Annotated in this window: 17 protein-coding genes; 2 read left to right on the top strand and 15 right to left on the bottom strand. The window is 62.2% G+C overall.

Annotation, left to right across the window (positions count from 1 at the left end):
* Positions 1-234 precede the first annotated feature (234 nt).
* Positions 235-804, bottom strand: coding sequence for a lipocalin family protein (locus CKO25_RS17640; RefSeq protein WP_200389267.1), 570 nt, complete (start codon positions 802-804; stop codon positions 235-237).
* Between the two features lie 330 nt (positions 805-1,134).
* On the opposite strand from CKO25_RS17640, the gene CKO25_RS17635 reads away from it, so the two are divergent.
* Both CKO25_RS17635 and CKO25_RS17630 read left to right on the top strand, forming a co-directional pair.
* Positions 1,135-3,318, top strand: a complete 2,184-nt coding sequence (locus CKO25_RS17635) for a dihydrolipoyl dehydrogenase family protein (protein ID WP_200389266.1) — start codon at positions 1,135-1,137, stop codon at positions 3,316-3,318.
* Between the two features lie 203 nt (positions 3,319-3,521).
* A complete protein-coding gene (locus CKO25_RS17630) occupies positions 3,522-4,037 on the top strand; it encodes an MOSC domain-containing protein (protein WP_338115166.1) in 516 nt (171 codons plus the stop codon).
* 217 nt (positions 4,038-4,254) lie between these two features.
* On the opposite strand, the gene CKO25_RS17625 is transcribed toward CKO25_RS17630, so the two are convergent.
* The 14 genes from CKO25_RS17625 to pgi form a co-directional block, all read right to left on the bottom strand.
* Positions 4,255-5,193: an NAD(P)/FAD-dependent oxidoreductase gene (locus tag CKO25_RS17625; RefSeq protein ID WP_200389265.1), complete on the bottom strand. Its 939-nt coding sequence runs from the start codon at positions 5,191-5,193 to the stop codon at positions 4,255-4,257.
* A gap of 125 nt (positions 5,194-5,318) precedes the next feature.
* Complete coding sequence (locus CKO25_RS17620; protein WP_200389264.1) at positions 5,319-7,949, bottom strand: MGH1-like glycoside hydrolase domain-containing protein; 2,631 nt, start codon at positions 7,947-7,949, stop codon at positions 5,319-5,321.
* A 55-nt stretch (positions 7,950-8,004) separates the two neighbouring features.
* Positions 8,005-8,493, bottom strand: a complete 489-nt coding sequence (locus tag CKO25_RS17615) for a DUF1269 domain-containing protein (RefSeq protein WP_200389263.1) — start codon at positions 8,491-8,493, stop codon at positions 8,005-8,007.
* A 351-nt stretch (positions 8,494-8,844) separates the two neighbouring features.
* On the bottom strand, positions 8,845-10,476 hold the full coding sequence (gene mdlC, locus CKO25_RS17610; RefSeq protein WP_200389262.1) for a benzoylformate decarboxylase: 1,632 nt from the start codon (positions 10,474-10,476) through the stop codon (positions 8,845-8,847).
* 24 nt (positions 10,477-10,500) lie between these two features.
* Positions 10,501-12,219 carry a ubiquinone-dependent pyruvate dehydrogenase gene (poxB, locus tag CKO25_RS17605; protein WP_338115165.1) on the bottom strand — a complete coding sequence of 573 codons (1,719 nt, stop codon included), beginning with the start codon at positions 12,217-12,219 and terminating at the stop codon, positions 10,501-10,503.
* A gap of 168 nt (positions 12,220-12,387) precedes the next feature.
* Positions 12,388-12,984, bottom strand: a complete 597-nt coding sequence (locus CKO25_RS17600; protein WP_200389260.1) for a LutC/YkgG family protein — start codon at positions 12,982-12,984, stop codon at positions 12,388-12,390.
* Positions 12,981-14,576: a lactate utilization protein B gene (locus CKO25_RS17595; protein ID WP_200389259.1), complete on the bottom strand. Its 1,596-nt coding sequence runs from the start codon at positions 14,574-14,576 to the stop codon at positions 12,981-12,983. Before CKO25_RS17595 ends, CKO25_RS17600 begins: the two co-directional genes overlap by 4 nt.
* Positions 14,573-15,316: a heterodisulfide reductase-related iron-sulfur binding cluster gene (locus CKO25_RS17590; protein WP_200389258.1), complete on the bottom strand. Its 744-nt coding sequence runs from the start codon at positions 15,314-15,316 to the stop codon at positions 14,573-14,575. The genes CKO25_RS17595 and CKO25_RS17590 overlap by 4 nt, the downstream gene beginning before the upstream one ends.
* Before the next feature lie 121 nt (positions 15,317-15,437).
* A complete protein-coding gene (locus CKO25_RS17585) occupies positions 15,438-17,231 on the bottom strand; it encodes an NAD-dependent malic enzyme (protein ID WP_242467707.1) in 1,794 nt (597 codons plus the stop codon).
* A 116-nt stretch (positions 17,232-17,347) separates the two neighbouring features.
* Positions 17,348-18,805: a class II fumarate hydratase gene (gene fumC / locus CKO25_RS17580; protein ID WP_242467706.1), complete on the bottom strand. Its 1,458-nt coding sequence runs from the start codon at positions 18,803-18,805 to the stop codon at positions 17,348-17,350.
* Positions 18,806-19,089: 284 nt separating this feature from the next.
* Entirely contained in the window at positions 19,090-20,475 is a 1,386-nt protein-coding gene (gene zwf / locus CKO25_RS17575; RefSeq protein ID WP_200389257.1) for a glucose-6-phosphate dehydrogenase, read from the bottom strand.
* Positions 20,472-21,476: a phosphogluconate dehydrogenase (NAD(+)-dependent, decarboxylating) gene (gnd, locus tag CKO25_RS17570; RefSeq protein ID WP_338115168.1), complete on the bottom strand. Its 1,005-nt coding sequence runs from the start codon at positions 21,474-21,476 to the stop codon at positions 20,472-20,474. Before gnd ends, zwf begins: the two co-directional genes overlap by 4 nt.
* Before the next feature lie 186 nt (positions 21,477-21,662).
* Entirely contained in the window at positions 21,663-22,568 is a 906-nt protein-coding gene (locus CKO25_RS17565; protein WP_200389255.1) for a fructose bisphosphate aldolase, read from the bottom strand.
* Complete coding sequence (pgi, locus tag CKO25_RS17560; RefSeq protein WP_200389254.1) at positions 22,565-24,205, bottom strand: glucose-6-phosphate isomerase; 1,641 nt, start codon at positions 24,203-24,205, stop codon at positions 22,565-22,567. The genes CKO25_RS17565 and pgi overlap by 4 nt, the downstream gene beginning before the upstream one ends.
* Between the last annotated feature and the right edge of the window lie 10 nt (positions 24,206-24,215).

Raw genomic sequence — 24,215 nt, 5'->3', positions numbered from 1 at the left:
AGTGTCGGTATCCTGATGCCCTGTCTCGATCGGGGTTCACACGACTTTAGCAGAATCCCAACGCATTGCTCCGATGTCCCTTCAGCACACCGCCGTGATCAACAGGGCAACGTTCGAGAGACGAGCCGGGAACCACTCGCACACCCTCGTGTTTGGAGCTCATGAGTGTCCGAAAGGACTGTTGCAGGTTCCCAGACACGACAGCGTTCCAAACATGTCTCCTCGGATCCACCGTCATGTCTCATCCCGAGTTGCTATAGACTGCTCCGGTGCAACGCTCGGTGGCGGAAAGATGAGATCATCCGTCGCGAAGCCGGCTGCCCGTGCTTGCTCGATCAGATCCCCTAAAAGTTCAGAAGGCAATTGCGGTTGCCGGGCCAGAATCCAGAAATAGTTTCGGGTCGGCCCCGAGATCATCGCCCAACGGTATTCGGGATCCAGCGCAAAGATGTGGTAGCCACCGTAGAAGGGACCAAAAAAACTCACCTTGAGGCTCGCGATGTCCGGTGAGGAGCGAAAGTAGGCACGCCCCTCGGCGCTCTTCCAAACCTCTTGAGCAGGATCAAAACCCCGGTTGAGAACCGTGATTCCAGCATCTTCACGCGGGCTGTAGGTCGCGGTCACCTGCTCCAGTCCACGTTCGAAGCGGTGATCCAGACGAGCGATCTCGTGCCAGGTTCCGAGGTAGCGCTCCACATCGAAGCCCCGCACCGGCTCGATGCTCTCCGGCACCCCAGTGCAGCCGCTGCTCAGGAGCAGCAGGAGCAACGTCCATAGGAGGGGCAGTGATGGGGGATGCCTCATCGCTGAGATCGGCTCCATTGTAGGCAGGAGTCGTTCGCCGCTGTGCATGATATCAACCTCGATCTCCCCGGTTTCGCAACACAAACTCACGATCATCGTGATCACTATTCGGCAGGGTATGATCCTGAGTCAAGTGGTCCCGCCCCGGTCAGCTCAGTCGAGCCGCATGACCAAACTGGCGTCGCCAACGCCTGCTGACCCACTCAATATGCAGCTGCGGCAAACCCCTGGTTCCGAGCGGGGCTGGGCAATCGGGTCACCATGTCCGCGCGAAGCCAGCCTCAGCACGACTCACGTCCCCACACCGCAACCTCCATTCAAGGAACAACCATGAAACAACTCGCCCTGCTTGTCCTGATCCTGGTTGCCGTCGGGGCTTTTTTTGCCTTTGATCTAGATCAGTCCTTGACACTCGATGCACTGAAGGCAAGCCAGGCGACGTTTGACGCCTGGTACGCCGCGCGTCCCGCACTGGTGATCGGCGTCTTCTTCGTCGGCTATGTCGCGGTCACTGCATTGTCGCTGCCCGGGGCCACCATCATGACGCTTGCCGCCGGCGCCCTCTTCGGGTTGGGCGTCGGCACCCTGGTCGTGTCATTTGCCTCCAGCATCGGCGCGACCCTAGCGTTTCTGGTCTCGCGCTTTTTGCTACGCGATGCGGTGCAACGACGCTTCAGCGCACGTCTGGCCACGCTCAACCAGGGCATCGAGAAGGACGGAGCCTTCTACCTCTTCACCCTGCGACTGGTGCCGATCTTTCCCTTTTTCGTGATTAACCTGTTGATGGGTTTGACCCCGATCAAGACGTTCACCTTTTACTGGGTGAGCCAGATCGGTATGCTCGCCGCCACTCTCGTGTTCGTGAACGCGGGCACCCAATTGGCAAGGCTCGATAGCCTATCGAGCATTCTCTCCCCCGCCCTGCTCGGTTCGTTTGCCCTGCTTGGCGTCTTTCCGCTATTGGCCAAATGGGTGGTCAACCGGATCAAGGCGCGCCGGGTTTATGCCGACTGGCCGAGACCCCGTCGCTTCGATCGCAACCTGGTGGTGATCGGTGCCGGCTCGGGTGGTCTGGTGAGTGCCTATCTCGCCGCGGCGGTGAAGGCGAAAGTCACGCTGATCGAGGGCCAGCGGATGGGCGGGGACTGTCTCAACACCGGCTGCGTCCCCTCCAAGGCGCTGATCCGCAGCGCGCGCTTCCTCCGCCAAGTCCGTCGGGCCGAGCGCCTGGGCGTCGTCGGTGCGAGCGCCGAGGTCGACTTCGCGCGGATCATGGGGCGGGTGCATCGGGTCATCGCCGAGGTGGAGCCCCACGATTCGGTGGAGCGCTACACCGCACTGGGCGTCGAGGTCATCCAGGGTCAGGCCCGGCTCGTCTCGCCCTGGAGCGTCGCGATCGATACGCCGACGGGTGCGCGGACGCTGACCAGTCGCGCCATCGTGATCGCTACCGGTGCCGCGCCGATTGTCCCCGACATCCCCGGGCTCGATCGGGTGCGCCACGTCACCTCCGAGGATCTCTGGTCGATCACCGAGAAGCCGGAGCGGCTCCTCGTCCTCGGTGGCGGGCCGATCGGTTGCGAGCTCGCTCAGGCGTTCGCCGGGATCGGCTGCCGGGTGACCCAGGTCGCGCGCTCCGGCATCCTGCCCAAGGAAGACGCCGACACCATCGCGCTGATCGAGGCGGCCTTGCGCGAGGAGGGCGTGCGCCTGCTGACCCATACCCGGACCCTGCGCTGCGAGGTCGTGGACGGGGAGCAGCGCCTGGTGGTCACCTCCTGGCCGAGCGTGCATCCGTTGGGCGCGCAGCTGGATGAGCGCACCAACGGCGCCGAGGACGCGCTCCCCTTCGATCTGCTGCTCTGCGCGATCGGGCGACGCGCGCGGGTGACCGGCTTCGGGCTGGAGGCGCTGGGCATCCCGCTGACCGCCGCCGGCACGATCGAGACCAACGCCTATTTGCAGACCCGCTATCCCAACATCCTGGCCTGCGGCGACGTGGTCGGCCCTCATCAGTTCACTCATGTGGCCGCGCATCAAGCCTGGTCCGCCGCTGTCAATGGCCTGTTCCTTGGGATCAAGCGCTTCAAGGTCGACAATCGCGTGATCCCGCGTGTCACCTTCACCGACCCGGAGGTCGCTCAGGTCGGCTTGACCGAGCGTCAGGCCCAGGCCCGAGGCATCGCCTACGAGGTCACTCGTTACGAGCTTCACGACCTCGACCGCGCCATCACCGAGAGTGCTGGCCACGGCTTCGTGAAGGTGCTCACTCCACCCGGCAAGGACCGCATCCTTGGTGCCTGCATCGTCGGCGAGCATGCCGGCGAGCTGCTGGCCGAGTTCACCCTGGCCATGAAGCACGGACTCGGACTCGAACGCATCCTCGGCACCGTCCATCCCTACCCGACCTGGAGCGAAGCGGCCAAATACGCCGCCGGGAACTGGAAACGCGCCCATGCGCCGCAAACTGCCTTGGTCTGGCTGGGACGTTTTCATGCCTGGCGACGCGGATGAATGAACCGAATTCAGCGCCTGGCACACGCCAGGAACCGACACACGCACCGGAGGGTGCTTTAGCGAAGCGACAAGGCCGACGCTCGCATTGCTAGCCTGCCTGCCCCAACATTGCTTCGCCTGGCATCCAGTCTGCGACTGGCAACCTCGTCGACGAGAAAATGTTCCCCATGGTCGCGAACAAAACACTATTGATGTTCAATTTGTTGAGAAACAGATGGCGGCAGTTCAGCGCGCGTCTGCGCCACGAGCGTGATCCGGAACGGACAGGCCGACTCACCGGGATCTTCGTCGCGACGGCAGCAGGCGCACCAATGCACTCACTTGAATGCACCCAGGCACTCGTCGATCAGGGGTTGGCCGATGATCGATATGCTCTGGGCCGTGGCTTCTGGCGACTCACCGACGGGTGTCAGGTCACCCTGATCCTAGCGGAGAACCTACAAGCTATCGAACGTCAGCATGGTCTGCCGCTCGGTGCAGGTCAGCATCGGCGAAACCTGGTGATCTCCGGACTGGTCGGCGTCGAGCTGCGACATCGACAATTGCGCATTGGCGAGGCGCTATTGGCTTGGCATCGGTTACGGCCGCCCTGCGGGTATCTGGATCGGGTCTCTGGTTCGGGCATGGCCAAGGCATTAGGCCGTCATGGCGGACACTGCCTGCGTGTTCGTGAGGGCGGTTTGATCCAAGTCGGGGACCGGGTGACCCTGGTCTGAAACCGGACCGATCATCCAGGCATCCCCACCACCGTCGCTGACATCCCCACCGGGATCCCCGTCAGTTGGGCGTCCAACTTTGATTTCAGTGCATCCAATCCGCTGGTGCAAGACAGGTTCGGATCCCTTCTGCGCTTTATCGTGTACGGGCCACGCCGCGGTCAAACTGTCCGACATGGAATGTTGGCAGAGAAAGGACCAACTCAGTCTACGGAATTCAGCCCTCGATGATCGAACGTGCGATGGCCTCTCCGCTAGTCCAGGCGGCCTCGACCCGGGCTCCAAGACACCAATCGCCGCCGGCGTAAAGCGTTCCGGAAGGGTCGCGCACGAAGGGGCGCCCGAGCGGCACGGTGACTCGCGCGTAACGCCAGCGATGCGCGGCGGCATGGCGGACAGCATCCATTCCTGTGCTAAGACGCGCGCACAGCAGGGGCAGCATGCGCGCGACAATGGCATCCGGGTCGCACTCCAGATGCGCGGCGCTCCAAGACGCACTTGCCTGTGCAACCCAGCAGTTGAGTTCCGCTCGCCCTGGTTTGCTGCTGTCATGCGCGATCCAGGCTAACGGGGCCTCTGAATCCACTTCGCTGATGAAGGGCGATTTGAAGTCGGGAGCCAAGACGGCCATGAGAGTCAGACAAGGGACGAGCCGCACCTCAGCGACCGCTTGAGTGATCGGGTGAGTAGGGCCGAGCAAGCCCGAGAGCTGAGGCGCAGGCACCGTGACCACGACACGATCGAACAGCGTTGCACCCTCAGGTAGACTCAAAGCCCAACCCCGCGCCGTGGCCTGCAGCGCGGCGACTTCGACTCCTTGGCGAATCTCGATCCCACGGCTCAGATAGGACGCCAGCCCCGACATACCCGGAACGCCAACGATATGCTGCCGATCTCCCCCGTCTGCCCATTCGGCGGCAGCCCCATCGCTCATAGCCTGTTCCAGCAGGGTCTGAAAGACTGGGGACGAGGCGGTCATGTATTGCGCGCCATGATCAAACTGCCAGCCATCACGGGTCCGCCGCGTCGACAGGCGCCCGCCGACCCCGCGACCCTTGTCGATGACGACCGTCTTATAGCCTGCGTCAGTCAGTTTCCGCGCACAGGCGAGCCCGGTCATCCCGGAACCAATGATCGCGATTCGCTCTGTGTTCATCCTCTCTGCACCCATCGAGCCTCACCTTCCAAGGGAAGATCCGACGCTTGTATCCCGCATGGCGTCCCCATGGCCTTGTCGATCTCCGCAACCCCAGTCAGTTGGCCATGATCTCGGGGCCCGGATCAAGAGCGTGCTTTGCGACCCACAATATTGGCTGCGATCAATGACGTCCAACCGCACTGATGCGACGCGCCAAGCCCTGCTCCGGTTTCGCCATGAAAATATTCGTAGAACAAGATCCGGTCACTCCAGTTGGGGTCACCGAGAAACGGTTTCCGTGCTCCGAATACCGGTCGCTCGCCATTGGCATCGCGTAGAAAAATGCTCAGTAGGCGGCGTTCGATCTCGTCTGCCACCTCACCGAGATGGGCCATCCGGCCTGAACCGGTTGGCAGCTCGACCCGGAAACGTTCCCCGAGGCTTTGATGCAGATGTCGCAGTGATTCAATCGCAAGAAAATTCAGCGGGAACCAAATGGGACCGCGCCAATTGGAATTGCCTCCAAACAGCGTCGTTTGGGATTCACCAGGCTCATAGTCGAGGCGGAGCTCCGACCCATCCATCTGTAGGATAAGCGGGTGTTCATGGTGGAAGCGCGACAGTGAGCGCAACCCATAGGGTGAAAGAAACTCGGTCTCGTCAAGCATGCGCGCCAGGACCCGCTGCAGTCTCGTTTCGTCGACCAAACAGATGACTTCGGGAAAGCGACCGGTCTTGTAAAAATGCAAAAAAGCGGTCAGCTCGGGATGGTGATCGATGAACCAACGTGCGCGCTTGCGAAAATTCGGGAGGCGTTGCCACAGCGCGGCAGGCAGTTCGACTGCTGCAAAGATCGGCAGCAAGCCCACCATCGAGCGTGAGCGGATCGTTTTAATCGTGCCGTCAGGATGACGGAGGCGGTCGTAGAAAAACCCATCCTGCTCATCCCAGAGCCGCCCCATCGCCTCTGCGATCGCCGCGAAATGCTCGAAAAACTTCAGCGCGATATCCTCATAGGATGCATCGTGATTGGCGAGGCGCAGTGCCATCTCGAGCATGTTAAGGCAATATTTCGCCATCCAGGCCGTGCCGTCCGATTGTTCCAGCAGAGCGCCATCCGACAAGGTCGCGGAGCGGTCGAATGGCTCGATGTTATCGAGGCCGAGGAATCCACCCTCGAACACGTTATCCCCGCTCGCATCCTTGCGATTGACCCACCAGGTGAAGTTCAACAGAAGCTTGTGGAACATACGCCCGAGGAAGTTGAAATCCTGGCTGCCATCGATGCGAAACACCGCCAGCGCCGCCCAGGCCTGAACTGGGGGGTTTACGTCGCCAAAGGCCCACTCATAGGCTGGGAGTTGGCCATTGGGATGCATGTACCAAGCACGCCCGAGCAGCAACAATTGGTGCTTGGACGCTGCCGGATCGATATGCGCAAGCACGACGCAATGAAACGCCAAATCCCAGGCCGCAAACCAGGGGTATTCCCATTTGTCCGGCATCGCGATGACATCATGGGCGTCGAGGTGCTGCCAACCCGCATTACGACCACTGTGTCGTGTCGCCGGCGGCGGCGGTTGCGAAGGATCACCCGCGAGCCAGCGCGCCACATCGAAGTGGTAGAACTGCTGACTCCAGACCATCCCTGCGAAGGCCTCGCGCATCACGGCGGCCTCCTCCGCGCTCGCGTCCTCAGGCCTGAGTGTCTCGTAGAATTCATCGGCCTCGCGCCGACGCGCCGCCATCGTGCCCGTGAACCCAGTTCCGAGATCGACAGACCCTTCTGCTGAGTCGCGAGAGAGTCGTAATCGCAGTTCAACCGACTCCCCAGCGCCGATCTGCAGCCGGTAGCGAAAGGCCATTTTGCTCCCGCGTTGCTCCGGGTTGACGGTCGCTGCGCCCGCAACGATATGATCGTTGATGCCGTCCTTGGGATAGAGCGGACTATTGGTGCTGCCGAAGAGTCGAGCGGTATTGGTTTCGTTCTCGCAAAAGAGCGGCTCGGGTAGCGTGCCATCGGGGCTCGCGCCTGCCGTCAGAATCCATCGCCCGCCGTGTGGGTCATCCGCCATCACCTGTAGAGAAGCGTCCGCGACAGGTCCGGCGACGATGACGGGGCGCTGCTCATTTTCACCCCAGGACCAACGGTTGCGGAACCAGAGCGTTGGTAGAACCTCCAGCGTAGCCGCATCAGGTCCGGCATTGTGAACCTCGATGCGCACACAGAGATCGAACGGGCTTGCTTTTGCGTATTCAGCGATGATCTGCCAGTAACGCCCTTCATCGAAGATTCCCGTATCACCCAACTCAAACTCGGGATCATGGCGACCGCGGCACGCGGCTTCGTCCCGTAGGCGCTGATACGGAAACGCTGCTTGCGGATAATGATAGCGCCAGGCGAGCCAGGACGCCGTCGGGGTCCCATCCGTGTACCACCAATACTCCTTCACGTCCTCACCATGATTCCCCTCGGGCCCACTCAAGCCGAACAATCGCTCCTTGAGAAACGCGTCTTGATGGTTCCAGAAGGCCAACGCGAAGCACAGGTACTGATCTCGATCACAGATTCCAGCGAGTCCGTCCTCACTCCAGCGATAGGCTCGGGAGCGGGCCTGGTCGTGGGGAAAATAAGCCCAGGCATTGCCGCCGGCGCTGTAGTCCTCGCGCACCGTCCCCCAAGCGCGTTCGCTGAGGTACGGACCGATGATCTTCCAGTCACTCGGATGGTCCGGGGTCTCGTCGGCGAGTCGAGCGTGCTCCGCGTTGTTCATTTTTAGCTCCAAATGAGCGGTCTACGGTCCAAGGTCCGTATGCGCAGGACTGCACCTAATCCTCACCAAATCCCTCTCGCAACTTGGCCTCTTGCTCGTTGGTCAGGTTCGATTTGATCAGCGTGCCGATGTGGCCCTTGAGCTCGTCCTCGACCTTGTCCAGGGTCACTTGTCCGGTGAGCAAAAACAGGCCCGATGTGCCTTCCGTGATCTGATCACGAACGGACTTGATGAAATCATCGTCGATGCCGTAATCGCTGAAATGGCCAGCCAAAGCCCCCATCGCCGCACCGACCGCTAAACCAAAGAACGGAACGAAGAACAGCAACCCGAACAGCATGCCCCAGAAGGCGCCGTTGAGTGCTCCTGCCCCGGTCAGGTTCATCACTTGCCTCGTCTTGGGCTTTTTCTTGCCTTGCGGCCATTCAACAATTGCGGCATCGGAGACCTCAATCAGATGCTGCTTTTGCAGGCTCTGCAGCTTGACTAACGCATCATTCGCACCAGTAACGGAATCAAATTTCCAAACGGTCAGAGTTGCCATAAAGTTTCCTCGCTAAAATGGATCGTCATGAGTGGTTTGCGGCGCCAAGGAATGGCCCAGCCTTGACCTATCCGCTATCGTCGGCAGACCTGAGGTGGTATCGCTCAACCCCGTAGTCACGCTGAGTGGGCCGCTTAAGTCTTGCAGGTCAATACTTCACATATGGCTATTGCATTTTCTCTTTACCCAAGTGATAAATGAAAGGTATTGCTTGGAGATTCCCTCCTCAAACCACGTATTCACAGCCTCCTGCAGCCACAAGTAGAGATAATGGATACGGATAGGTCACCACAATCTGTTATGGCCACTGCCAAGGATGATGGCCGTGTGCATGGAAAATCCAAGTTCGGCTCAAATCAGCGGCGGGATCGAAGGCTGAATCGGGACCTCCAGCACCGTCGGTCCCTGCCGTCGCCAGGCTTCGGCGCAGGCGGCCTGAATCTCCTCGCGGTTCGACGCGCGCACACCGTGCGCGCCGTACCCCTGCGCCAGCGCGACGACATCTAAGCCGGGGATATCCAGCCCCGGCACGCCAGGCGTGTCCTCGAGCTGGGCGAACGATTTTAGGATTCCGTACTGGCCGTTGCGCGGCACCACGAACAGGATCGGCAGCGCCTGCTGCACCGCGCTCCACAGGCCCTGGATCGAATACTGGAACGAACCGTCGCCGATCACCGCTAGCACCGGACGATGCCGGCCGCTGTCGCGCTCGGCCAGCGCCAGGCCCACGCTGGCGGGCAGGTTCCAGCCCAGGCTGCCGCTGGCGAAGGTATAGAACGAATCCGGCTGCTCGACCGGCCAGGCGGTATGTAGGTCGCCGAGATTCGAGGGCGACTCCTCGACCAGCACCGTATCGGCGGGCGCGGCCGCGCGCAGCGTCTGGAACAGGGCCAGCGCCGACAACGGCTGGTCGTCGGTGGCGTCGCTGCTGGCCGGATGCGGCGCCATCCCGTGCGCCGGACGCGTCACCGGCTGTACCGGCGCCGAACGCGGCCGCACCCGCACGGCCAGCGCCTCGAGGCTCAGCACCGCATCGCCCAGCAGGCTGTCGCCGACCGGTGCGCGTCCGGCCTCGGACGGGTCGTCGGTGATGTGCAGCAGTGCCAGGCCGTCCGGCAGATAGGGGCCGGCGACATAGGGGTAGTAGCGGAACACCGGCGCGCCGATGACGATAGCAACATCGTGGCCGGCCAGCTTCTCCGCCAGCGGCCCCATTGCGAAGGGCAAGCCGCCGGCATACAGCGGATGCGTTTCGGGAAACGGCGGGCGCTCCGAGGCCGGCGCGGCGAACACTGGCGCCTGCAGCGCCTCGGCCAGCGCGATCGCCTGGGGCCAGCCCTGGCCGCGCGCGATCGCCGCGCCATAAATCAGCGCTGGATGACGGGCGGCCGACAGCCGCTCGGCGAACTCACCGATGCGAGCCGGGTCCGGCGCGATCCGCGTCGCCACCGAACGCACGCAGGTGTTTACGCCGACGGCGGGCTGATCCCAATCGTCCAATGGGATCGACAGAAACACCGGACCGGCCGGGGGCTGCATCGCCATCGCCCAGGCGCGCATCAACGCGGCCGGAACATCGGTGGCCCGCACCGGCTCGTAACTCCATTTGACCCAAGGGCGCGGCAGCATCGACGGCTCGACATTCGTCAGCCAGGGCTCCAGCAGCAGCATGTCGCGCGTCTGATTACCAGCGGTGATGATCAGTGGCGTGCGGTTCTGATGAGCGGTGAGGATGTTGCTCATCGCGTTAGCGAGTCCTGCTGAAGTGTGTACGTTGACGATCGCCGGCCGGCGGGTGGCCTGCGCATAGCCGTCGGCCGCGCCGACGGCGGTGGCTTCATGCAGCGTCAGCACGTAGCGGAAGTCCGCCGGAAAATCCTTAAGGAAGGTTTCCTCGGTCGAGCCCGGATTGCCGAAGATCGTGGTCAGGCCCAACTCGCGCAGCAGCTGGTACGTCACATCGCGGATCGTTAGTGTGAGCATGCGTGAACCTGAAGATCTTTGCTCTCAGCGGAAGAGGTTGGATCGGCTGAGTGCAATCAATTCGTCGCCCCGGCCGTTCAGGATCGCGTCGAGGCTGTAGAGGGCGAAGCCCTTCGCCTGCTCGATCCCGATCGCGGGCGGCATCGACAGCTCCTGGCGGTTTGAGACGACGTCCACCAGTGCCGGGCCGTCATGGGCGAAGGCCTGTCGCAGCGCGCCTTCCAGGTCCTCGGAGCTGTCGACCCGGATTCCCATCAGGCCGATGGCCGTGGCAACTCGGGCGAAGTCCGGGTTCTCGAGGCTGACATTTTCGGGCAGATAGCCCGCGGCCTTCTGCTCCATCTCCACGAAACCCAACGTGCCATTGTTCAGCAACACGATCTTGATCGGCAGTTTCAGCTGCACCGCCGTGATGAGATCACCGAACAGCATCGACAGCCCGCCGTCACCGGACATGGAAATCACCTGCCGGCCGGGATAGGCCGCCTGGGCGCCGAGGGCCTGGGGCATGGCATTGGCCATGGAGCCGTGGTTGAACGACCCCAGCAGCCGCCGCTTGCCGTTGGTCTTCAGATAGCGTGCGGCCCAGATCGTGGGGGTGCCCACATCGACGGTGAAGATGGTATCGTCGTCGGCGATCGCGTCGACCATGCGCGAGACGAACTGCGGGTGCAGCGGCTCGCCGGGTTTGCGCGCCGTGGCCAGCTCATCCAGATCGCGGCGGGTATGGGTGTAGTGCTTGCGCGCCTTCTCGAGAAACGCGGCGTCTCGCCCGGAACGCAGCAGCGGCGGGATGGCGTCGGCGAACTCGGCCACATCGGCCTGGATGCCCAGCGTCAGGCTGATCCGCTTGCCGAGCTGCCCGCCGATCCGGTCCACCTGGATGACCTGCGCATGCTCGGGGTAGAAATGCCGATAGGGGAAATCGGTTCCCAGCATCAGCAGCGTGTCGCAGTCCCTGATCGCGTGATAGCCCGAGGAGAACCCGATCAGCCCGGTCATGCCGACATCGAAAGGATTGTCCCATTCCATGTGTTCCTTGCCGCGCAGCGCATGCACGATGGGCGCCTTGAGCACATCGGCGAGCGCGACGACCGCATCATGCGCCCCGGCCGTGCCGGAGCCGGCCAGGATCGTGATCCGGTCGGACGCATTGAGGAGACGGGCGGCCTGGTCCAGCTGGTCCTGCGCGGGCACAATCCGCGGCTGGACCGGCGGCGCGAACGGCGGGGTCGCTCCTCCGAAGGGCAGAAGCGACACGTCACCCGGCAACACGACCACGGACACGGTGTTGCCGCTGATGGCCGTCCGCAGCGCGCGGTGCAGAACGCCCGGCATCTGTTCGGGCTTGGTGACAAGCTCGCAGAACTCGCTGCACTCGGCGAAGAGCTGGGTGGGATGGGTTTCCTGGAAATAGCCCAGCCCGATCTCGGTCGAGGGGATGTGCGAGGCAATCGCCAGCACCGGCACGCGGTTGCGGTAGCAGTCATAAAGACCGTTGATCAGGTGCAGGTTGCCCGGCCCGCAACTGCCGGCACAGACCGCGAGCCGCCCGGTGACGGCGGCGTCCGCTCCCGCGGCAAAGGCGCCCGCTTCTTCGTGCCGGACATGCATGAAGGCGATCTTTCCGTTGTGGCGCAGCGCATCGCCGAAACTGTTCAGGCTGTCGCCCGTCACCCCCCAGATCCGCTCGACTCCGGCCGCCGCCAGCGTCTCCACGATCAGCCTTGAGATAGTCGTCACAACGCGTCTCCTCTCCAAACACTGTCGATGCGCAGGCCAGACGACCGGACGCATCCCACCACCACACCCGTTTCCGACCGATCCACGGAGGACTCAACGCCTGTTCCCGGTTTGGACTCCGCCTCGGTTCCACTCCTCGCGGGTCGGCCCCGCGTTTCTCCCTGCGCCCTATCGACTTGCCAGAACGACTGTCAGCGAGCGCACGCCCTGCGCACCGTGGATCAGCACACCTTCGATGTCGGCCGTGGCCGAGGGGCCGGTGTGAAACGCCAGGTAGGCGTGGGCGGCCATCTCGGGGCGGCGATAGGCGTCCTGCACCGTCAGCAGGATCTCGGCGGGGTCGACCAGGACGACGAGATGCTGTGCCAGATAGGCCACCGCATTCACGCCGAGCACCGCATCGGGTAGCGCCACCGTGCCGGTCTCGGCAATCGCAAACCGGGCGCGGGTGACGGCGACATCGATATCGGCGAGGTCGCGCGGATGGGCGACCGCAGTCAGATCGCGATTGCCCGCCACCTCGGGCACGGTGGAGGCGATCTGCTTTGCATCGGGAAACCGCGCGCCCAGCACCTCATCGGGCCGCCCGTCGAAGACCTTCCCGCCCATGGATTTCAGCGCCGCCAGGAAATAGCCGGTGCGGTCGCCCCCGTCGTCGAGCGGGAAATGTGGTAGTTCGGGCAGGGGATGCGCGCCCACGGGTCGGTTGCTGCGCAACGCGCCCAGGATGCGCTCTCGCGCCGACATCGCCGCGTCTGTCATCATTCCGCCCCCGTCCTGCCATGAGTCCGCTGATACCAGCTGTGGAAGGTTTCGGGCGGGGCATCCGGCAGATCGCGACCCTCTTTCGTCCAGACCCCGGCGAATTCGCCCGCCACGAAATGCGGCAGCACGCGCAGGGCACTGTCGGTCGTGCGGATCGCGGCACGATACATCGCCGGGTGCGACAGGAGCGCCCCGGCCGCCTTCATCATCGCCCGTTTTCCGCCAGCCATCTCGTCTTCCTCGGCCAACTCCTTACGCCAGGCGAAGATTTGTTCATGGATGTTGATCTTCACCGGGCAGACATTCGTACAGGAGCCGTTGAGCGTGGAGGCGAAGGGCAGCGCCGAGTATTTCCGCCGATCGAAGGTGGGATTGAGGATCAGGCCGATGGGGCCGGAATAGGTGGCCCCGTAGCTCAGCCCACCGGATCGCCTGTAGACCGGGCAAGTGTTCATGCAGGCGCCGCAGCGGATGCATTTCAGGCTGGTCCAGAACGGCTCCATCCCAAGGCGCGCGGACCGGCCGTTGTCGACCAGCACGATGTGCATCCGCCCGCCTTGACGCGGCCCGCGGAAATGCGAGGTGTATTGGGTGATCGGCGAGCCGAGTGCCGAGCGCGACAGCAGTCGGATGAAGACCCCCAGATCGGCCATGCGGGGGATGACCTTCTCGACCCCGATCGAGGCGATGTGCAGCGGTGGCACATTGGCCGACAGATCGGCATTGCCCTCGTTGGTACAAACGACGAAGGAGCCGGTTTCCGCCACGGCGAAGTTTGCCCCGGTCATGCCGGCATCGGCGTTCAGGATCAACGGCCGCGTCTTCTGCCGCTGTTGTTCGGCGAGGTAGTTCGCGTCCCGGTTGTCGGGATCGGTGCCCAGCTTCTCGGCAAAGAGATGGGCCACGTCCGAGCGCAGCTTGTGCGTGGCGGGTACGACGATGTGGCTGGGGGCTTCGTCGTCCAACTGCTGGATGCGCTCGCCCAGGTCGGTCTCGATGATCTCGATGCCCTTGCCCTGGAGGTAGTGCCTGAGACCGGTTTCCTCGGTCAGCATGGACTTCGACTTGATCAGGCTCTTCGCGCCGTGATCGGCCAGCAGCCCGTGGACGATCTCGTTGTGCTGCGCACCGGTCTCGGCCCAGTGCACCTCGATGCCGTTGGCCTTCGCCCGGGTCTCGAACTGTTCCAGATATTCCGGCAGATTGGCCAGCGCATGCAGCTTGATCGCCGAGGCCAGTTCGCGCAGTTCCTCCCACTCGGGGATCGCGTGCATCTGCCGGTCGCGCTTCTGGCGCAGATCCCACAGACGCTCGTCATGCATTTTCTCATGCTCGGTGGCCGCGATGAATCGGCGCGCCGCCTCGTCATGGTCGATCGGATGATGTCCGTGTTCGGTTGCCCCGCGCGGCTGCGGTTCCGCGGGCGTGGCCGGCTGAGCGGATCCCAGCGGGCGCGAGGATGCCTCGGCATGGACGAGCCGGCTGCCATCCTCGTGCCGCGCGCTCTGACCATCCGCGCCCTGCAGATCAGGGTGCGGGAGATCGTGCAGTCCGTGACGACGTCCGGAGGGCTGGTCGGGCGAGAGGCTCATGCGCGGGCTCCGTTCAGGACTTCGGCGATGTGGCGGAACTTCAGCGGCAGGCCGAGGCGGGTTGCGCACCCCTTCTGGTGCAGCATGCACGAACTGTCGGCCGAGACGACATACTCGGCCCCGCTCTGCGCATGATCGCGCACCTTGTCATGCCCCATCTTGACCGAGACCGCGGGCTCGAACACCGAAAAGGTGCCGCCGAAGCCGCAGCACTCGTCGGGACGCGCCTGTTCGACGATCTCGATTCCCTTCACCTTGCGCAGGAGGTCGAGCGGCTTGGAAAAGGGCGCCTCGCGTAACTCGGAAGCCGTGCCGTGACCGATGCCCCGCAGGGCGTTGCAGTTATTGTGATAGCTGACCTTGTGGGGGAATTCGGCCCAGGGGAAGGCCTCGACCTTGAGGATATCGTGCAGGAACTCCACCAGCTCATAGGTGCGCGCGCGAACCGCGCGGACCTCCTCGGTCTGTTCCACCGAGGTCATGTGATAGCGCACCTGATGCACGCAGGAGCCCGAGGGGACGACGATATAGTCGCAATCCGCGAAGGTGCGGGCAAAATGCGCCTCGGTCGCGACGGCCTCGGCATGGCAGCCGGCGTTGACCATGGGCTGACCACAACAGGTCTGGTCGAGCGGATAGGTGGGGTCGATGCCGAAGCGGCGCAGCAACTCCAGCGTGGCGATGCCGACCCGCGGCTCGAAGACGTCAATATAGCAGGGGACGAAGAGAGAGACGCGCACCGCAGAGGTCTCCTGGTTCTGGCGGGGGCCGTTGATGGCGCCGTAGCGGTAAGACGCAGCGGAGTGCGCAGGCCTTCAAGGCCTGCGCATTTGGGCTCCGTGCCGGACGCCTTGCTTTGGGTCAGATGGCTTCAACAGGGCAGTAAACCGGCCACCATTGTGCGGTTCGCACCGCTTCGGTGATGTCGTCGATGTCGACGCTCGAGAGCCCCTGCTCGACGGCTGTGCGTGCGACATTGATGGCGACCACGCTCGACGTCACCCGCAGATCGGCGTTCGAGGGCAACAGCGAGGCACCGGGCGAGACGTCGGTGGCCTGACCGGCCACTGCCTCGGCCGCCGCGAGCAGCATCTCGTCGCTCACCATCGAGGCCCGCGAGACGATCACGCCGAATCCCAGCCCGGGATATAGGGCTGCGTTGTTGGCCTGCCCGATCTTGTAGGTCACGCCGCCCTGAACCACGTCATCGAAGGGCGCGCCGGTGGCGACCAAGACCTTTCCGTCCGTCCATTCCAACAACTGCGCGGGCGTCGCCTCGTGCAGCACGGTGGGGTTCGACAGCGGAAAGATGATCGGCCGCGCGACATGGGAGGCCATGTCGCGCACGATCGACTCGGTGAACATCTGTGGCTGGGTCGAGGTGCCGATCAGGATCGTCGGCTTCACCGCCGCCACCACCGTCGCGAGATCGATGATGCCGCCCTTCGCGGCTTCGGCCCTGCGCAGAGCCGCCATTTCCGGCCAGCGCGCCGCGGCACTGGCCGAGACCTCGCAGGGCGTGCGGGCCAGGCCTGCGACCTCGTCCATCGGCCGTGCATAGGGGCGCTGAAAATCCAGCAGGCCGTCGGTCATCTCGGCGGTCAACAGGCCCGGCAGATCGACCAGCCAGACCCGGCGCGTGGCCTCGTCCTGCGACAGGCCCTTGCGCACCATCTGGTCACGGATCTGATCGGCGATCCCGACCCCGGCCGTGCCCGCGCCCAGCACCACCACGCGCTGCTCCGTCCAGGGAGTGCCCGCGCGCGCCACGGCATTCAGGGCCGCCGACATCACGATGGCCCCGGTGCCCTGCATGTCGTCGTTGAAGGTGGGCAGGTGGGTGCGATGCCGATTCAGGATGCGCCGCGCATTCGTCGAGCCGAAATCCTCCCAATGCAGCATGGCCTTCGGAAAGAGCTTCCGTGCCGCTGCCACATAGGCATCGACGAAATCGTCATAGGCCTGGCCGCGGACGCGGCCGTGACGATAACCCACGTAAAGTGGGTCGTTCAGCAGTTTTTCGTTGTCCGTGCCGACATCGAGAATGACTGGGACCACCCGATGCGGGTCCACCCCGGCCGCGGCGGTGTAGACCGCAAGCTTGCCGATCGAGATGTCAATCCCGTTCGAGCCCCAGTCGCCGATGCCCAGGATCGCCTCGGCATCGCTGGCGACCAGCAGATCGATGTCGTCGGGCCCCGCGCCGAAGGCCGCCAGCCGCGCCTCGATCTCTTCAGGGGCGTCGATGCTGAGGAACACGCCACGCGGGCGGGTCATCACCTCGCTGTACTTCTCGATTGACTCGCCCACCACGGGGTCGTAGACGACGGGCAGCATCTCGATCATGTGCCGCTGCAGCAGCGCGTAGAAGAGCGTCGCGTTGTTGTCGTGCAGCCGCCACATGTAGATGTGCTTGTCCAGATCCGTGGGCTCGGCGCGATAGGCCATCAGCGCGCGCTCCAACTGCGGCTCCATGTCGGTCGTCACGACCGGGGGCAATAGCCCGTGCAGGCCCAGCGCCTGTCGTTCCGCCGCCGTGAAGGCCGTGCCCTTGTTGAGCGCGGGGTCACGAAGAACCTCATAGCCGCGGGCCTTGGTGCGGATCCGACGCCCACCGGAATCCTGGACCACTTCCGCCAGTCTGCTGAACATCATGCTGTCCTCATTCTGTTTGCTGCTGCACAGGCTGATTGCCGCACAAGCGACCTGCCAGGTGATAGGTGTTCTTATGGCCCGTCCGGGCTTTCTTTCGGGGCCCCCTTCGAGCCCGCTCAGGCGCCGCCCAGTCCGGCGCCCACCATGTTGTCCGGATTTACGATCTCGTCGAATTTCGCCCCGTCGATGAAGCCGGATTTGATCGCGGCCTCGCGCAGGGTGGTCCCCTCATCGTTGGCCATGTGTGCGATCTTTGACGCCTTGTCATAGCCGATCACCGGCGACAGCGCCGTGACCAGCATCAGCGACTGGCTGACCATCGCATCGATCTTCGCCCGGTTCAGCTCGGTGCCCTCGACCGAGAAGGTGCGGAACTTCTCGCAGGCGTCACCGAGAATGCGCATCGAATGCAGCATGTTGTTGATGAGGATCGGGCGCATGGCGTTGAGCTCGAAATTGCCCTGGCTGCCGGCGATGGCCACGGCCGTGTCCTCGGCAATCACCTGGATGCAGACCATCACCATGGCCTCGCATTGGGTTGGGTTGACCTTGCCGGGCATGATCGAGGAGCCGGGCTCGTTGGCCGGCAGGATCAACTCGCCCAGCCCGCAGCGCGGCCCCGAGGCCAGCCAGCGCATGTCATTGGCGATCTTCATCAGCGCCACCGCCAGCAGCCGGACCGCACCCATGGCGGCCACGATCGCATCGAGCGAGCCCTGGGCGGCAAACTTGTTGGGGGCGGTCACGAAGGGCAGACCGGTGAGCTGGGCGATCTCGGCCGCGATGTCGGCGCTGAAACCCTTCGGTGCGTTCAGCCCCGTCCCCACCGCCGTGCCTCCGGCCGCGAGCCGGTAGAGCCCCCCCTTCGAGGCCTCCAGCCCCGCCAGGGCATCCTCTAGCTGCACCACGTATCCCGACCACTCCTGACCAACGGTCAGGGGCGTGGCGTCCTGCAGATGCGTGCGCCCGGTCTTGACCACATCCATCCAGGACTGCGCCTTGGCGTCCAGCGCGTCCTTCAGCGCCGCCACCCGCGGGATCAGCACCCGATTCATCTCCAGCACCGCGGCGATATGCATGGCGGTGGGGAAGGTGTCGTTGGACGACTGGCCCATGTTGACGTCGTCATTGGGGTGCACGGGCGTCTTGCTGCCCAGCTCGCCGCCCAGCAACTGGATCGCCCGGTTCGAGATCACCTCGTTGACGTTCATGTTCGACTGCGTGCCCGATCCGGTCTGCCAGACATAGAGCGGGAAGTGATCGTCCAGATCGCCGCCGATGACCTCGTCGGCGGCGGCGACGATGGCCTCGCGCTTCCACTCCGGCAGCCGGCCCGCCGACGCATTCACTTGCGCCGCCGCCTTCTTCACATAGCCATAGGCGTGATAGACCGGCTTGGGCATCCGATCCTCGCCGATCGAGAAATGGATTAGCGACCGCTGGGTCTGTGCGCCCCAGTAACGATCCGCGGGCACGTCGATTCCGCCCATCGAGTCGGTTTCATGGCGCACCCCGCTGGCGGCGATGCCGATTGGGACGGGCCTCATCTGTGGGGTGTTGTCTCGATCTGACATGGCGCAAATCCGATTTTGAATCGTTTGGGCGAGGAACTGACGAGTCGCTCGGTGTTAAAGTCCAAAATGATCAAAAAGACGGAGTCGAGTGTCAATGTCCCATATTGGACAAAAATTGAACCGGAGCCCGAGTGAAAATCCCTTGAAATCTCAAAGGTTTTAACTCTCGCCCAAGTGCCGAAGACCATGGCTAGAGACGCTACGCAGAGGTCATCCAAACCATCCTGAGTCAGGGTCAGGCATGTCGTAGCGGTGGACCGGTATCAGAATCGAGCACGTCGCGCCTACGTGGTCATGTTTGGGTTAACCCAGCCTTCCGGAGGCGTGATCCGTTCAGCCTCTGCGGGTCCCCAAGAGCCAGGCTCATACTGGTGTACCGGCGTTCCGGCCTTGAGCACGGGATCGACGATGCGCCAGGCTTCTTCCACATAGTCCTCTCGTGCGAACAGGGTTCGATCACCTGTTATCGCATCGGTCAGCACACGCTCATAGGCCTCCATTTCATTCGCCTCTGGGTGGTGGCTCACCATCAGTTCCGTGGCTTGTCCCAGCCCCTTCTCCTCAGCGTCCATGACCGTGACTCCAACTGCCAATTCGTTGGCCGGAGAAATCCGGAAACGGAAGTAGTTACGGTGGGGCTGGCAATCCGGGAAAACCCGTGGCGCTCGCTTTAAATGGACAACGACTTCGGTGCAGGTCACGGGAAGCGACTTACCGGCACGGATGAAGAAGGGCACACCCTCCCAGCGCCAGTTGTCGATACCGAGCTGCAGCGCGACATAGGTTTCGGTCGTGGAACCGGGCGCAACTCCGGGCTCATCTTGGTAACCTCGAAACTGTCCTCGCACAACATCCGCTGCTGCAAGGGGTGTGATCGCCTTTAGCACCTTGACCTTTTCATCACGCATCGACTCGCTATCCGTGCGAGCGGGTGGCTCCATAGCTATATTCGCAAGCACTTGGAACAAATGATTTTGGACCACGTCGCGGATGGTTCCGGTCTGATCATAGAAGGCGCCACGTCCCTGGACGCCAAAATCTTCCGCCATGGTGATCTGAACACTTTTCACGTGCTCACGACTCCACAGGGTCTCCAGCAACGGATTCGTGAACCGGAAAAACACCATGTTGTGAACAGGGCGCTTTCCGAGATAATGATCGATGCGAAAAATGTGCGATTCATCAAAACTGGCTAAGAGGACGCCATTGAGTGCTCGAGCTGAATCCAGATCATTGCCAAATGGTTTTTCGACCACCACCCGCGTGCCCGATTCCGTACAGCCGGTTTTGGCCAATTGCTCCACAACGGAGCCGAACAACACTGGAGGAATTGCTAGGTAGTGCGCGGGACGCTGTGCAACACCGAGCGCTTGGCGTAACGCTTGAAAGGTCGCGGTGTCCGCGTAATCCCCATCCACGTACCCGAGGAGGTCCATCAGCTTGGGGAAGGCCTGCGGATCAGTGCCGCCACCATGCTCCTCAATACTAGACCGCGCTCGCTCCTTGAGCTGCTCCAGACCCCATCCGGCTTTTGCCACACCGATCACAGGTACATTCAAAACACCACGCTTCACCATGGACTGCAGCGCCGGAAAAATCTTCTTATAGGCGAGATCGCCTGTCGCGCCGAAGAAGACCAATGCATCAGATTGCAGCGGACTCAGGCTCATGTTGATGGCTTCTCCTCGTGGCCGCCAAACTGGTAGCGCATGGCCGACAGCAGCTTGTTTTGTAATTCAGCATTGCCCCGTGAGCTAAAACGCTCAAAGAGTGCTGCGGAGAGAACCGGTGTCGGGACTCCTTCATCAATGCCTGCCTTGATCGTCCAGCGCCCTTCGCCAGAGTCGGAGACCCGCCCCTCAAATTTACTGAGTGTAGGGTCCGCGCTGAGTGCTCCGGCGGTCAGGTCCAACAACCAGGACGCAATGACGCTGCCGCGGCGCCACACCTCAGCGATATCGGCGAGGTCAAGATCATATTGGTAATGCTCGGGATCACGCAGTGGTGTCGTCTCGGCATCGATCTCGTGCGTCTGTTTCCCAACATTCGCGGCGGCGAGCACGTTGAGTCCCTCGGCATACGCGGCCATGATCCCGTACTCGATCCCGTTGTGGACCATCTTGACGAAATGTCCCGCACCGTTCGGACCACAGTGCAGATACCCCTGCTCGGCGGTGCCTTTGCTCGGATCACGATGCGGTGTGCGGTCGATGGTGCCGATACCCGGGGCAAGCCGGGCAAAAATCGGGTCGAGGTGCTTCACTACGGCATCCTCCCCCCCAATCATCATGCAATAGCCGCGATCGAGGCCCCAGACGCCGCCACTCGTGCCCACATCGACATAGTGAATCTTCCGCTCCGACAGCGCTTTGGCACGGCGGATGTCGTCCACATAATAGGAATTTCCGCCGTCGATCAAAATGTCGTCCGATTCAAGGTGCGGCAGCAGCGCATCAATCGTCTCATCCACCACCGCTGCCGGAACCATGAGCCACACGGCCCGTGGTTGTTCCAGTTTCTGGACCAGATCCTCGAGTGAAGTCGCTCCCGTTGCCCGCTCGGACACCAACTGATTCACCGCATCCACAGAGCGGTCGAACACCACACAGTCGTGCCCTCCAGCAATGAGCCGACGCACCATATTGGCTCCCATTCGCCCGAGACCGATCATTCCAAGCTGCATTGTTTTACCCCTGTGTTGAGCATTGATAGCACGGCTTCGTCGGGTCACCGACCTAGCCACCTGAACGTACGGACATCGTCAGTGCGAATCCAAAAAGCCGTCACTAAGACCCATGAATGGCAGCCACGGGTTCCTTCGCTCTAGCGGTCTTGTCATTCCCACCGGACCCAAGCGCTATGAGGTCATGGACGCCTCAAAGATGGCCTGAATCGAAGCATCTAGGATGCTGTCGAACTCCGCATCGGTTTGTTGAGCTGAAAGACCCTCGATCAAGGCGCGTGAGAAGCTCGCCACGACGCCTTGATTTAGGCGCAAACGCCGATCACCTTCCGCGCGAGAATAGCCTCCAGACAAGGCGACCACCTTCAGAACCCGTGGATGCGCAACCAAATCCGCGTAGAGGTTTTCCTGCTCAGGCAGTGTCAGTTTGAAGATCACCTGCTGGGTGCTCGGTAACCCTTCGAGCGCGCTGAGTAGGTTCTCTCGAAGCAGCGTTTCGGCCACAGCCTTATCCGGGCAGTGGATATCGACTTCAGGCTCGACGATCGGCATCAAGTCCGCTTCAAGAATCTGGCTCGCCAATACGAACTGCTGACTGACGATCGCCGTAATCCCGGCGGGATCAGCCTGGTTGATCACCGAACGCATCTTGGTCCCATAGATGCCCTTCTGATTGGCCTTCTTGAGAAGTCGCTCCAGCCCAGGCATCGGCTTCATCAAGCGAACGCCGTCCGCTTCTTCGGCAAGTCCCTGGTCAACTTTCAGAAACGGCACCACTCGCTTCTGTCCCCAGAGATAGTCCGCTGCAGGCAGATCGTTGATCTCTCGATCCATGGTGCCCTCGAACAGGATGGCACCAAAGACCCGGTCGCCACTAAAACTGGGGCTCGTCACGATGCGGGTGCGCATCTGATGCACCAGGTTGAACATCTCCTCCTCGGTAGACCAAGCCTCGTCTTTGATTCCATAGGATCGCAATGCGGTGGGGGTGCTGCCACCGCTCTGATCCAACGCAGCGATGAAGCCGCACTGGGTTGCAATCTTTCGGTGTTGCTGCTCTCTGACGCTTAGGGCACTCATTGTGGGCCTCGCAACTGTCGATAGCGTTGGATCAAGGCGTTGGTGGAACGATCATGGCTCAGTTCTGGCTCGCTGTGCCCTAACTCCGGGAGGATGCGTTTCGCCAGCACCTTGCCCAGTTCCACTCCCCATTGGTCGAAGGAGTCGATGTCCCAGATGGCCCCTTGCGTAAAAACACTGTGTTCGTAGAGCGCGACCAACTTACCCAGGGCTGCCGGTGTCAGCCGTTCCAGCAAGAGGGTATTGGATGGGCGGTTGCCCTCGAATGTTCGGTGCGGCACCAGCCAGTCTGGCGATCCCTCGGCGGCGACCTCTTCAGGGGTTTTCCCGAACGCCAAGGCTTCACCCTGAGCAAAGACATTAGCCAGCAACATGTCGTGATGATGGCCGAGGGGATTGAGCGGCTGACCAAATGCAATGAAATCGCACGGGATGAGTCTGGTGCCTTGGTGAATGAGTTGGTAGAAGGAATGTTGACCGTTCGTTCCCGGCTCTCCCCAATAGACCGGTCCTGTATCCACTCCGACCGGCGCCCCCTTCAGCGTCACATGTTTACCATTACTCTCCATGGTGAGTTGCTGAAGATAGGCCGGGAATCGCTTTAGGTATTGCTCATAGGGCAACACCGCGATGGTCTGAGCACCAAAGAAGTTGTTATACCAGACCGCGAGCAGACCCATCAGGACTGGCATGTTCTGAGTAAATGGCGCCGTTCGGAAATGCTCATCCATCGCATGGAAGCCGTCGAGCATGGCACGAAAATTTTCCGGACCGATCGCCAGCATGGTCGAGAGCCCGATGGCGGAGTCCATCGAGTATCGTCCACCGACCCAGTCCCAAAAGCCATACATGTTGGTCGTGTCGATCCCGAACTGTGACACCGCCTCCGCATTGGTCGAGACCGCAACAAAATGCCGCGCAACCGCAGCCTGATCCCCGCCTAAGCCCTGTAACAGCCAGTCGCGTGCCGCATGGGCGTTGGTCATGGTCTCTAACGTTGTAAACGTCTTTGAGGCGACCACGAAGAGGGTTTCGGCTGGATTGAGATCACGGGTCGCCTCGACAAAATCCGTGCCGTCGATATTCGATACAAACCGGAAGGTCATGGAACGGTCACTGTAAAAGCGCAGTGCTTCATAGGCCATCACGGGACCGAGATCGGAGCCGCCGATGCCGATGTTCACCACGTTCAGGATCCGCTGACCGGTATGACCTTTCCATGTCCCATCACGCACGTGCTCAGCAAACGCCGCCATGCGATCCAGGACGGCGTGCACGTCATCGACGACATTGACGCCATCAACGAGGATTGACGTACCACGTGGCGCGCGCAGTGCAATGTGCAGCACCGATCGGTTTTCCGAGACATTGATACGCTCACCACGAAACATCGCATCAATGCGTTCACGCAATCCTGAGGTTTCAGCAAGCTGTACCAATAGCCTGACGGTCTCGTCCGTGATCCGGTTTTTAGCGTAATTGAGATAGAGGCCCACAGCATCGAGTGAGAGACGCTCCCCTCTCTCAGGATCATCGGCGAACAGGTGGCGCAGCGTCAGCGGTGCGATCGCCTCCCGATGATCTTGTAACGCGGCCCACGCGGGACACTCTCGGAGTGATGGTTGGTTGGTGTTCATGTCTTTACCT

The organism is Thiocapsa imhoffii (assembly GCF_016583985.1).
In the GTDB taxonomy this organism is placed as follows: Bacteria; Pseudomonadota; Gammaproteobacteria; order Chromatiales; family Chromatiaceae; genus Thiocapsa; species Thiocapsa imhoffii.
Note: the sequence above shows the minus strand (reverse complement) of the source record. Positions and strands in the feature narration are given on the sequence as shown.